This is a genomic window from Hyalangium sp., from assembly GCF_035629615.1.
GTDB lineage: Bacteria > Myxococcota > Myxococcia > Myxococcales > Myxococcaceae > Hyalangium.
In genome coordinates, this window is sequence record NZ_DASPHO010000869.1 from 1 (window position 1) to 11,794 (window position 11,794).

The 11,794-nt window shown below is 69.2% G+C and carries 9 protein-coding genes and 1 pseudogene; 5 read left to right on the plus strand and 5 right to left on the minus strand.

What is annotated here, in order from left to right:
• Positions 1 to 2,536 (plus strand): carboxypeptidase regulatory-like domain-containing protein (locus VD972_RS43540; RefSeq protein WP_324995702.1); only part of this gene is annotated, 2,536 nt, incomplete at its 5' end.
• 381 nt (positions 2,537 to 2,917) lie between these two features.
• Here the strand turns inward: VD972_RS43540 and VD972_RS43545 are convergent.
• The 3 genes from VD972_RS43545 to VD972_RS43555 all read right to left on the minus strand — a co-directional run bounded on the left by VD972_RS43545 (position 2,918) and on the right by VD972_RS43555 (position 5,028).
• Positions 2,918 to 3,223, minus strand: coding sequence for a cytochrome P450 (locus VD972_RS43545; RefSeq protein WP_324995704.1), 306 nt, complete (start codon positions 3,221 to 3,223; stop codon positions 2,918 to 2,920).
• A complete protein-coding gene (locus VD972_RS43550) occupies positions 3,220 to 3,786 on the minus strand; it encodes a hypothetical protein (RefSeq protein ID WP_324995706.1) in 567 nt (188 codons plus the stop codon). Before VD972_RS43550 ends, VD972_RS43545 begins: the two co-directional genes overlap by 4 nt.
• Positions 3,787 to 4,020: 234 nt before the next feature.
• Complete coding sequence (locus VD972_RS43555) at positions 4,021 to 5,028, minus strand: Kelch repeat-containing protein (protein ID WP_324995708.1); 1,008 nt, start codon at positions 5,026 to 5,028, stop codon at positions 4,021 to 4,023.
• Positions 5,029 to 5,091: 63 nt separating this feature from the next.
• Here VD972_RS43555 and VD972_RS43560 point away from each other — a divergent pair, with 63 nt between their 5' ends.
• Positions 5,092 to 5,559, plus strand: coding sequence for an SRPBCC family protein (locus tag VD972_RS43560; RefSeq protein ID WP_324995711.1), 468 nt, complete (start codon positions 5,092 to 5,094; stop codon positions 5,557 to 5,559).
• A 23-nt stretch (positions 5,560 to 5,582) separates the two neighbouring features.
• Here VD972_RS43560 and VD972_RS43565 read toward each other — a convergent pair whose 3' ends face one another.
• Complete coding sequence (locus tag VD972_RS43565) at positions 5,583 to 6,008, minus strand: CBS domain-containing protein (protein WP_324995713.1); 426 nt, start codon at positions 6,006 to 6,008, stop codon at positions 5,583 to 5,585.
• A 130-nt stretch (positions 6,009 to 6,138) separates the two neighbouring features.
• On the opposite strand from VD972_RS43565, the gene VD972_RS43570 reads away from it, so the two are divergent.
• Complete coding sequence (locus tag VD972_RS43570; RefSeq protein WP_324995715.1) at positions 6,139 to 7,107, plus strand: squalene/phytoene synthase family protein; 969 nt, start codon at positions 6,139 to 6,141, stop codon at positions 7,105 to 7,107.
• A 61-nt stretch (positions 7,108 to 7,168) separates the two neighbouring features.
• Here VD972_RS43570 and VD972_RS43575 read toward each other — a convergent pair whose 3' ends face one another.
• Entirely contained in the window at positions 7,169 to 9,982 is a 2,814-nt protein-coding gene (locus VD972_RS43575; protein ID WP_324995717.1) for an ELWxxDGT repeat protein, read from the minus strand.
• A gap of 124 nt (positions 9,983 to 10,106) precedes the next feature.
• Here VD972_RS43575 and VD972_RS43580 point away from each other — a divergent pair, with 124 nt between their 5' ends.
• Positions 10,107 to 11,501 (plus strand): transporter substrate-binding domain-containing protein, encoded by a 1,395-nt coding sequence (locus VD972_RS43580; RefSeq protein ID WP_324995719.1) that lies wholly within the window; start codon positions 10,107 to 10,109, stop codon positions 11,499 to 11,501.
• Positions 11,494 to 11,794, plus strand: a pseudogene (locus VD972_RS43585) (hypothetical protein); the annotation flags it as partial. The gene VD972_RS43580 and the pseudogene VD972_RS43585, both read left to right, overlap by 8 nt.

Genomic DNA, 11,794 nt, shown 5'->3' on the forward strand with positions numbered 1-11,794 from the left:
TGTCACCGGGCTCTGGTTCTTCCGGGGCGAGGAGCCCCAAGGGCGAAACCTCGCGACAGGTGCTGTCTCCCGTCAGTCCCCTTCTCCCACTCGCTCCACGACGGTCACCCGGCCCGAGCAGGCGCCTGGCCCTGGAGAAGAAGAGACGCGCTCCGACAGCTCGCTGGAAGTGGCGGTCTTCTCCGGGAATACGTCGCTGCCCGGAGCACAGGTCCAGATCTACAAGCGCGAGCCGGCCGACCTCCTGCTCCCTCCCGTGCACTGGAGCGGTTGGAGAAGCGGGAAGACAGAAGCAGATGGGCGATGGGTCCTGCCCCTACCGCCCGGGAGCTACTACGTGACGGCCCGAGCGCCGGGACTCGCCCCGGGCTACGCCGCCGTGGTGCATCCACCGGGTTCGGAGTGGACCCGTGCGCGGCTACGCCTGGAGGCTGGGGCGGAGCTGCGAGGCACCACCGAGGTGAGAGGCGCGGACGCGCCGGTCTCGTTCGCGGAGATCATCCTCACCCGCCATACCTTCACGTCCGGTCCTCAAGGCCGCCCGGAGGCTCCCGAGGAGGAGAGTGCCGTGGCCACCAGCTCAGAGACCGGCGAGTTCCAGCTCTCGGGCCTGGCTCCGGGCCGGTATCGCGTCGAGGCGCGCGCGCCCGGCTACGTCAGCGCGGTGCTCCCCTCCGTGCCGATTCCCTTCGGAGCCCGTATGACTCTGGAGCTGGCCCCGGGCGGTCAGCTCGAAGGCGTGGTGCTCCGCGCGGACGGTCAGCCCGCAGATGGGGCGGAGGTGCTCGCGGCCGACCTCGAGCAGGCGACGACCGTCGGCGCGGACAGCGACGGGCGCTTCTCCCTCCAGGTGCCACCGGGCGCCTATGCCCTGTCTGCCCGAAGGGGTGATGAGGCCGGCGCGCTGGAGCACGAGGTCAAGGTCGTCGTCGGGCAGCGCGTTCAAGGGCTGCGCCTCCAGCTCAGCGGTGGGGCATCGATCTCCGGGAAGGTCGTGCGCAGAGACAGCGCGCCCGTGGTGGGAGCGCGGGTAGAGGCTCGGCGCCAGCAGACCGAAGGCAGCGGCACAGCCGTGACAGACGGAAAGGGCTCCTTCTCCCTCCCAGCGCTGGCAGCTGGCACCTACGTGGTCCGAGTCTACGTGCCCGGCGGGTCTCGCTTCGATCACGGCCCCCTCACGCTGGCCGCGGGTGAGCACGCCTTGTTGACACTCATCGATGAGCCCCGCGGGGGCCTGTGGTGCTCGGTGGGTGGGGATCAAGGGCCCGTTGGGGAGGGCATCCGGGTCCGGGCGAGCGCTCTGCCGGCAACGGCGGACCGCAGTGCCGTCGAGGCTCGCACGAACAGCAAGAGCAGGGTCCACTTCGCAGGCCTGCCAGCGGGACTCGTCCGAGTCGAGAGCCCCGCAGTTCCCTCTCTCGAGGGTCGCTCCGTGACCGTGCTCGTGCGCAGGAACTCGGAGAACCACAACTGCGCCCTCTCCAGCGGACTCTCCAACATCGAGGGCCGGGTGGTGGAGCGCTCGGGGGGCCCGCCCGACGCTCCCGTGCTGGTCGTGAGCAGCTCCACTCCCGAGTCTCGCTACCCCAACCTCCTGTGGAGCGGAGCGATGCAGCCCGACGAGCAAGGGCGCTTCCGGACCACGCTGCCTCCTGGGAAGAACCACTACCTGAGCGCATTCCGACGCCGAGGTGTGGGCTGCGGAGTCAGCGGGCAGAAACAGATCCGGGTCGAAGCAGGCCAGAGGATCGATGCCACCATCGTCCTGGAGGACACGCGAGAGCCTGCGCTCCGGCTCCACGTGCTGGAAGCGGATGGAGCGCCTGCTTCACTGGCCTTGGTGAATGTGTCCACGGCGTCCTTGTGGGTCCTCGCTCAGACGGATGAGCAGGGCCGCCTCGACGTGTGTCTTCCCCTGGGGCAGCAGCAGCCGTCTCTCACCCCGCTCCTGCTCGTCAGCTCCTTCGATGAGGCGCGGGCGGCGATGGTCGAGAAATGGAGCGGTGAGCGCGAGCTCTCCCTCCGGCTGCGCCCCCTGCCCTCCCTTCGAGGCCGGGTCATCAACACGGACGGCACGCCCGTGAGGCGCTTCACGGTGAGTCCCGTTCCCCAGAACCTCTGGGCTCATACGAGCCTCCCCTCCCACGAGTTCATGGGGGATCAGTTCGAGCTGAACGGGCTGCCCGTGGGCCGGAGCCAGATTCTCGTCTCGGTGGATGGCGTGGCGACGGCCTCTGTTGTCGTCGACTTGCTCCCCGAGGAGCGCAAGGTGCTGGAGATCGCCGTCTCTCCAGGCGTATCGGTGACTGGACGGGTCGTGGACGCGGTGACCCGGCAGCCCGTGGCGGGTGCGTCCGTGCTCGTTCCGCGGCTCGCGACCACGAGCACCTCACCGGATGGGCGCTTCGCCTTGCGGAGCATGCCTGTAGGGGAGCACCTCCTCATCGTGCACCGTCACCCTTCCCACCGTGTGACGCAGCTCGTGAAGCTGTCCCCGGAACAGGACAAGGAGGTGGGGGATATCTCAGTCCCCTGAGCGGCACCCATCCCGCCTCTGATGGGTCAGCGGGCCTGAAGCCCGCTGGCCGCTGCCCCGTCGGCATCAGGAACGCCATACAGCTCCAGCGTCGCGCGGCGTCCCCTCACCTGTGCTGTACCGAGCGGCTGGCAGAGAGCCTGCAGCGCCGCTGGCAGCCGGCCATGCAGCGCCCGCGACCCCCAAGGTGACGAAGTAGAGTACGAGATGGGGTCCATGATGAATGTGGCAGCACCCGAGGGCATGAGCGCGTGGCTCATCAGGAAGAAGACGGTAGGCAGTAAGCCGAATGGCACGAGGACCGCCCAGGCCCGCCATCCGTGGACCAGCAGCCCGCCCGGCTTGACACCGCGATGACTGCTCAGTGCTCAGGCGAGCTCGCTACGCTGGTGCCGTGGGCGCTCCCACGGTGAGCGTCGTGGGCTTCTCAGGCAGCAGCGCGTAGGAGGGGAATGGCTGGGGCAGCGGCGAGGACTGCAGCCGCAGCGAGCACTGGGTGGCGAACGCGCGGACGGCCCCTTCCAGCAGCACCAACGCCGCCGTGCTTCCCGGGCAGGATTGCGCTCCTCCTCCGAAGGGGAGGAAGACCTGGCTGGTGGGCTTGTCCTCCTGAAGAAAGCGCTCGGGCTGGAAGCGCTCCGGAGCGTCCCAGGAGCGAGGATCGTGATGAAGCAGGTAAGGGCTCACCACCACGCGCGCGTCAGCGCCGAGGACATCGGGGAGACGGTCGCGAGCATCAGTGGACTGAAGCCATTGCGGCGGGTGGGGACGTCTCCGTCCTGGGGACCCTGATCAAGAGCCCGCTGCTTGAGGCGGACGAAGAGCGCCCGGCGCTCCTTGCGCTGCTTCCGGGAATCCCCTCGCTCGCTGCGGCCCTCCGTGAGCGCCCCACGGATCGCGAAGAAGTACTCCTCTGGATGCTCGACCTCGAGCCCGAAGAGGGCCTTCAGGGTCAACTCCACCGCGAGCGTGCCCCCTGCATCGATGACCTCGATCGCTCTGGCCTCGCGCCAGCGATGCACGGCACGCGCGACGACGTCGAAGGCCGACTGCTCAATCTGGACCCGGGTGTTCGGGTCACTGCCTCGGGTGGCCTTGCTGCCCCGCACCAGACCGTCCGCGGGCGGGCGGATCAGCTCGAGCGCCCGAAGCTCCGGCGTCAGCTGGCTGCCGTAGGTCTGGTCGCGGTTGGCGAGGACGGCCAGCGCGTGCTGAGGCGCGTTGACGACGATGAAGGTCGTCCACAGCATCCGGAAACCGCAGCGGTCGCCATGGGCGCGGACGACTTGCTCGAGGAACCACAGCCGCTGCCTGGCGTGAAAAGAAAAAAAGGAGCCGAGGAGCGGAAGACCCCGAGGGCCAGGAGGAGCTGGGCTCATGTGAAGGCGCCTGGCCGCGAGGCACGGCCAGTCCCTGTCTGCGCGGGCGGCTTACAGGCCAGAGCGGTCGGCCTTGGCGCGGTAGAAGTCGCCCAGGATGCGGGATCACATCGACCTGGAAGGTGTCACGGGTTCCGTTTGGCCTCGTACCCGGGGAGTGCTCATCCTCGAGAGCTGGAAGGACTCGTTGGTGTCGACGGCGCCAAGCCCCTGGACGGTGGCCCCGCCAGGAATGATGAGGGCGTCCCCCACGGCCGCAGCTCCGATCCCATGTCGAGGAGTGCGCATGGGGCTCGCCGTCGCCCACTCGTTCGTTGCGGGGTCGTAGACCTCGTTCTCCAAGAAGACGCCGGTGGAGGTGCTGGGATTGCCCTCGCCACCCAGGACGTAGATGCGCCCCCCGAGCACCCCGGCCGCGCAGCCAGCCCGGGGAGTCGGCATGTGCGCACGAGAGGACCATTGGCGAGTGGAAGGGTCGAATGCGTCCACGCGATTCGTGGGCGCGTCCCGACGGCCGCCCAGGGCATAGAAGAGGCCACTCACCGAGGCGCCCACGAGGTGGTCGAGCGGCTCAGGGATCGGCGCGAGGCTCTCCCAGGTGTCCGTGGCAGTGTCATACGCGGAGACCTCGTCGACGGACCTGCTTCGGAGGCCGCCCGCGACATAGATGCGGCTGCCGATAACCGCCACCCCGGAGGCCCCCCGCTCAGTGCCTGCCGGCATTCCCTGCTTCTCCGTCCACGTGTCCGTCCCAGGCTCGTAGACATAGGTGTCCCCGGCAGCGACGAAGTCGTCACCGAGACCACCGACGACATAGAGCAGGCTGCCCACAGCGGCGGCGTTGAGGTGGTGGAGTGGCTGGGGCAGCGGCGCTCGCGAAGACCAGGAGTCCGTGAGTGGATCGTACACCTCCACCCGGCTTACCCCCCTGCCCTGCTGATCCAGCCCGCCGAGCACGTACACCCGGCCCCCCAGCTCCACGACGGCGATCTCCTGGCGGGGGCCACCCGGCAGCGGCGCGAGTGCCTTCCACTCCTCTGACCCGACCGTGTCAGGCGGTTCGGACGAGCAGGCGACGAGCAGGACGACAGCGAATGCAAGGGAGAGACGCATGGCTGAAGCACCATAGCCTCCGCGGGAAGCGCAAGGCGAAACGAGAGAAGCTAGACTGGGCCCGTGGCCCACTTCCGCCTGGAGCTCTTCATCGCCGCAGCACCAGAGCGGGTCTTCGACCTTGCACGAGACCTGGACTTCCACCAGCGCTCCCTGGCCCATACGGGAGAGGAGATCGTGGGAGGCCGCCGTGGAGGCCTCATCGAGCTGGAAGAGGAAGTGGAGTGGCAGGCCCGGCACCTGGGCTGGCGCTGGCGGCTGCGCAGCCGCATCACGGTGTTCGAGCGCCCCCATCACTTCACGGACGCCCAGGTGCATGGCCCCTTCGCGTCCTTCGAGCACCGGCACTTCTTCGAGCCCGTGGAGGGTGGCACTCGCATGGTGGACGAGTGGGAGCACCGCGCGCCCCTGGGCTTTCTCGGCTGGCTGGCGGATCGCCTCTTCCTGGCGCGCCACATGAAGCGCCTGCTGGAGACGCGCAACGCAGCCCTGAAGCACGAGGCCGAGCTCATGGCTATGTCCAAGCCATGAGCCCGCCCGACGTCAGTCCTGCGTCAGGCCCGCACCTCGCGCTCGCTGATCCGCCGGAGCATGTCGAGGGCCCGCGCAGCGTCCTCGTGCTGTGCGAGGTCCGAGAGGCTGATGACACCCACCAGGCGGCCGGAATCATCGATGCACATGATGCGCGACTTGTGATTCTGCATCATCAGCTGCTCCGCCTTCTGGATGTCGTCCTGCGGACGGCAGGCGACGATCTCCCGGGTCATCACGGTCTCGATCGGGGTGTTCGCCGGGGTCCTGGCCGCGATGACCCGGACGACGATGTCCCGGTCCGTCAAGGTGCCGAGGACCTTCTTCGCCTGATCACACACGGGCAGGAACCCGACGTTCTCATCCCGCATCCGGATCGCGGCGTCTTCCACCGTGTCCCGAGGAGACACACACTGGACATCCTTCTTCATGAGTTCTTCGCACCGCATGACTACCTCCCGCTCTGGAAAGAGGAGCGCGCAACGTAGGGAGTAGGGGGCGGGAGGCATCCTGTCCTCCCGTGCCACGCTCTGGTCTCCAGGAGACGGCCCGCGTTAACGTCCAGCTCGAAGATCCCTCATGACGGATGTTCCCGGCGGTCCCTCTCACCCCCTCGCAGACTCCGAGCTCCTGGCGCGCCTGGAGAGCACCAGCCGTACTTTTGCGCTCGCCATCCCCTTGCTCGAGGAGCCTCTGCGGCGCGAGGTAGGCCTGGCGTATCTGCTTCTGCGGGTCGCCGACACGCTCGAGGACGCCGCACCGTGGACACGCGAGGAGCGTCGCACGGCCCTGAGCGAGCTGGAGCTGCTCCTCCAGGGCGGAGCGGGAGCCCAGGCCTTGGAGCGCTCTCGCGGATGGCTGGAGCGCCGCCCCTCCGAGAATGCCGACTACCTGCTGCTGGTGGAGGACACCTCCCGGCTCCTGGCGAGCTTGGATGCGCTGCGCCCCGAGGCAGGCGCCATCGTCCGCCACTTCGTGCTGCGCACGACTCGCGGCATGCGGGAGGTGCTTGCCGGTGCCACCGAGCAAGGCCTGCTGACGCTGAGCTCCCTCGAAGAGCTGCGCGCCTACTGCTACATCGTGGCGGGGCTGGTGGGCGAGCTGCTCACGGAGCTCTTCCTCCTGGACACGCGCCTCACGCCGTCCGCTCCGGAGCTGCGCGCGCTGGCAGCCGGCTTCGGCGAGGCGCTGCAGCTGGTGAACATCCTGAAGGACGCAGCGGAGGACAGCGAGGAGGGCCGGACACTGTTGCCCCACAGCGTCCGGCTGGAGGACGTCCACGCGCTCGCGGCGAAGGATCTCGTGGTGGCAGCCCGCTACGTGAGCGCCCTCCATTCCTCGGGGGCCTCACGAGGGGTGCTGGCCTTCACCGTCATGCCGCTGCAGCTTGCGCACGCGACGCTCGAGCTGCTGGTCAGGCAGGGCCCCGGCGCGAAGGTCTCCCGCGCGGAGGTCACCTCGCAGCTGACGGCGCTCCACGAGGCGCTCCAGCGCGGTGTGCTGCCCGACGAAGTGGTGCGGCTCGCCCAGTCACCCATTGAGGAGTGAGGCCTCCTGGTAGATCTGAGTGCCTGGCCCGCGGAGAACACTTCGCCGCTTCAGGGGCGAATCAGTTGAGCTCCCTGAGGGGGAGCGCCCACAGCTCGCGGCCCGTGGGCGCGTTGCCAGGAATGATGAAGAGGTACCCCTGCGTGGCCGTGAAGACGTTCGGAAAGCCACCCGCCCGTCCCGGAAGCAGCTCCTGGAACAGGCGAGTTCCTCCCGGCGTGCCGTCGCTCACCCAGAGCTCAGGGCCGGTGGTTCCATCGTCCGCGGTGAACAGCAGCCGCCCGGCCACCGTGACCATGGGGAAGAGGCTCGAGCTGGCAGGGCCGGGCGCGATGTCCTTGAAGAGGAAAGTCCCCTCTGTCGTGCCATCGCTCACCCACAGCTCACGTCCGAAGGCCCCGCCGTCCTCGGCTCCGAAGAAGAGCCTGCCCCGGAACGGCACCAGCGAGGCCGGGAACGCGTAGCCCGGTCCCGGGAAGATGTCCCGCAGCAACACGGTGCCCTCGGGAGTGCCGTCCGTCCTCCACACCTCGCGGCCATGCTCGGGCTCGTGCGCGACGAAGAAGACCGTGCGGCCCAGCACCGTGAGCTCCGCCGGAAAGGCGCTCTCCGGGCCTGGGAAGATGTCCCGGAGGATGAAGGTGCCCTCTGGCGTCAGGTCACTCCGCCACAGCTCGTAGCCCACGAGTGAGTTCGCGCGGAAGAAGAGCAGCTCGGGAGTGGTGACCAGCTCAGCGATGTCCCCGCTGTCCGGCCCGGGGATGAGCTCCACCACGAGCCGCGTGCCACGCCCCGTGCCGTCCGTGCTCCACAGCTCTCGGCCATGGGCCTCGTGGAACGCGGTGAAGTAGAGCCGCCCATCCCGCTCGGCCAGGATGAATGGCGACGAGCCATCGGCTCCGGGTTGGATGTCCTTCACCCGCCGCGTGCCCCCGGGCGTCCCATCGCTCCGCCACAGCTCCGAGCCATGGAGGCCGTCGTTCGCTCCGAAGTACGCCACGCCTCCCATCACGAAGACACTCTCGAATGCGAAGACGTTCTCGAAGCCGTGGCTGCCTGCAGGTCCGGGGCGGATGTCCTTCACCCGCCGCGTGCCTTCGGGTGTCCCGTCGCTCCGCCACAGCTCCGAGCCATGGAGGCCGTCGTCCGCGAAGAAGAGCAGCACTCCGCCGAGAGACATCATCCCCTGCGGGATCGAGCCCTCGGGCCCGGGGCGAATGTCCTCGATGAGCCTCGTGCCCTCTGCCGTGCCGTCCGTGCTCCAAAGCTCGGCGCCAGAGCTTGGATCCTCCGCTGCGAAGAAGAGCGTCCCACCCACGGCGGCCTGTTCGTAGATGTTCGGATCCCCCGGCCCGGGGACGATGTCCTGGACCAGGTACGCGAGCCCGCCGAAAGCCGCCACGGCGACTGCCTCAACCCCTCGCTCGAGAGTGCTGAGCCTCAGCGCCCACAGCTCCGTGCCACGGCTCGGCTCGGTGGCCACGAAGAACACTCGCGCGCCAGAGTGCGTGAACTCGTGCGGCGAGCTGGAGAAGGCGCCTGGCACCAGATCCTTGATGCGCTTGGACCCCTCGCGCGTGCCGTCACTCGTCCACGGTTCGTGCCCCCGACTCCCCTCGCGGCCTGTGAAGAAGAGCCGGCCGGCCTGCGCTGTCAGGTGCTGGAGGCTGGAGCCCGGCGGCCCGGGCCTCACGTCCTTGACGAGGAAGGTGCCGCGCTCCGTGCCATCGCTGCGCCACAGCTCATCTCCCACGTCCGGCGTGTACGCGGAGAAGTACAGGACTCCGTCCAGCGGCGTCGGCTCTCGGATGAAGGGGCTGCCCGATCCAGGAGCGATGTCCTTCACCAGGCCCGTCCCTTCGCGAGTGCCGTCGCTCGTCCACAGCTCGGTGCCGTGCACGCCATCGTCTGCGAGGAAGAAGAGCCGGCGGCCCACGGCGATGATCCTCTGGAGGAAGCCTTGATCCAGCTGGGCAGAGACCTCAGCGACGGGCACCGTGCCCTCAGGCGTGCCATCGCTCTTCCACACCGTGAAGGGCAGGAACGGATTGACGGAGAGGTCATCCACCTCCGCCAGGCCCACGATGAAATAGAGCACCCCCTCCCCGGCGACCGGGTCCACGATGAACATCCCCTCGGGCCCCCCCGAGAAGTCCTGCAACAGCACGGTGCCCTCGGGCGTGCCATCGCTGCGGTAGAGCGCATCCTCCGCGAAGAAGTAGAGCCGGCCGTCCATCACCACCATCCGCTCCGGTGCGACCGGCAGCCCCGTCAGCCGGGTGCTGCCAGGCGTGCCCTCCGTCCTCCACAGCTCGTAGCCGGTGGCCCGGTCCAGCGCGGAGAAGTAGAGGACTCCATCCAGAGCCGTCAGCCCCAGGGGGAACGAGCCATCGGCTCCAGGGCCGATGTCCTTCACGAGCCGAGTGCCCGCACGCGTCCCGTCGCTCGTCCACAGCTCCGGGCCATGAGTGCCGTCATCCGCGACGAAGAAGACTCGCCGCCCCGCCACGGTGAGCTCCTGGGGCCCCGAGCCCTCCGGCCCGGGGCGGATGTCCTCCACGACACGCGTTCCGCCGGGCGTCCCGTCGCTCTTCCACAGCTCGGTGCCGTGTTCGGCGTCCGTGGCGCCGAAGAAGAGCGTTCCCGCCACGTCCCTCAGCGCGTACGGGCCGGAGCTGAGCCGGCCGGAGACGATGTCCTCCACTCGGCGCGGCTCGCCGAGAGAGCTGGAGGGCTCAGCCGACTCCACCCTCTGGCGCTCAGCGGACTGCACGTCCGTGGGTGGCTCCTCGGCAGGCAGTGCGAGCCCACTGCAGGCCAGCCCCAGAGCGAGGGCCAGCGGGAACGACCGAAGGAGTGTGGCAGGCAAGCGCATGAGGCACCGGTCCTTGCGCGAAGCGCGCGGGGTGGGGCCAAAGGTGGAACCGCGGCGCCCGTTCTCCAGGCGTTCTCCAGGCGGTTGTGCGTGTCAGCCAGAGGACGATATGGGCCAGAAGTCCATGAGCTCCTTCCTCCCCCTCCCGAAGACTCCGTCTCTGCTGGCGCTGGCCCTGATGCTCGGGACGGTGGCCGGTTGCTTCTCAGGAAGTACACGCCCTCCCCAGCCCGAGCTCCGGGTGGGCACCAGCGGTGACTACCCTCCTTTCAGCGACTGGAAGGAGGAGCGCCCCAGTGGCTTCTCCGTGGCGCTGGTGGAGAGCTTCGCCGCCGCACACGGGCTTCAGCCCTCATGGGTGCGCTTCCGCTGGCCCGAGCTGGTGAAGGACCTCCAGGCCCGCAAGTTCGACCTGGCCGCCAGTGGCCTCACCATTCGCCCCGAGCGCTCCGTGGCCGGACGCTTCACCGTCCCGGTCCTCCGGAATGGGGCCGTGCTCCTGCTCCGGCGCCCAAGCTGGGCGTCACCCTCTGCCACCGGCTCCCATCCGGCTCCAGGGGCTGCCCTCGTCGAGGTGCGTGCGCTCGACCGGCCCGAGCTGCGGGTCGCCGTCAACCGCGGCGGACACCTCGAGCGGGTGGCACGCAGCCTCTTCCGTCAGGCCCAGATCCAGGCCATCCCAGACAATGCAGCGGTGCGCGAGGCGCTGGCCACAGGCCAGGCCGATGCGGCGCTGAGCAACACGCTAGAAGCCCCGCGCTGGGCCGAGGGCCTCACCGGCATCGAGCTGCTGGGACCGCTGACGCGGGACGTGGTGGCGGTCTACATCCACCCCGACAGGCCCGAGCTCGCCGCCCAGTGGGATGCATGGCTCCTCGCACAGGAGGAGAGTGGAGTGCTCAGCTCGCTCCGCGCCCGGTTCCTGGGTCCCGGGGCCGAAGGACCCACCGCCCTGCCCGTGCAGGCGCTCCTGGCGGCCACGGCCGAGCGGCTGGCGCTCATGCCGTGGGTCGCCGCGGCCAAGCAGCGCGCGGGCATGCCCGTGGAAGATCCCGCGCAGGAGGCCCGGGTGTTGGCCTCCTTCCGAGCCGACGTGCAGAAGGCAGCGGCCGCGCTGGGCTCCAGGCCCCCGCCGGATGAGGCCCTCGACGCGTTCTTCCAGGCGCAGATGGACGCCGCCAAGGGTGTCCAACAGCGCGTCCCTCTCGGGGCAGGAGCCCCCTCCCCTTCCCTGGAGACAGAGCTGCGTCCGGCGGTGGCTCGCATCAGCGCGAAGATGGCGATGCTCGTGGCGCGCCTGCCTGCCAGCTTGGAGGAGGCCACCGTGCTGGAACAGGCGCGGGACTGGCTGGGCGCCAGCGGACTGGAGGCCGCCGAGGTAGAGCGGATCGCCCAGAGCCTCGCGGGCCTCGGCCCTCGCCAGGACCCTGAGGCCTCCGGCACCCACCGCAGGGAGTGGCTGGGGCTCGGAAGTGCCGTTTGGCCGGACCTCTGGGATACTGCCTCCGAGCATGAGTGACTCCGAGAAGGAACCGAAGACGGCCCCAGCGCCCGGCCTTCCGCTGGAGGCTCCCACCGTCATCCGGTCCTCCTCCTCCATCTCCGCGGGTGAGGAGACCACCTGGGTCTCCAGCTCGGCGCGATCCCCGGGCACCTTCTCCGTGCCAACCCCCGGTCAGACGCTGGCCGGCCGCTACATGGTCTTCGAGCAGCTTGGCCAGGGCGGCATGGGCGTGGTGCTGGCCGCCTATGACACGCGGCTGGATCGGCGCATCGCCCTCAAGCTGCTGCGCTCACATGAAGACATGGGCT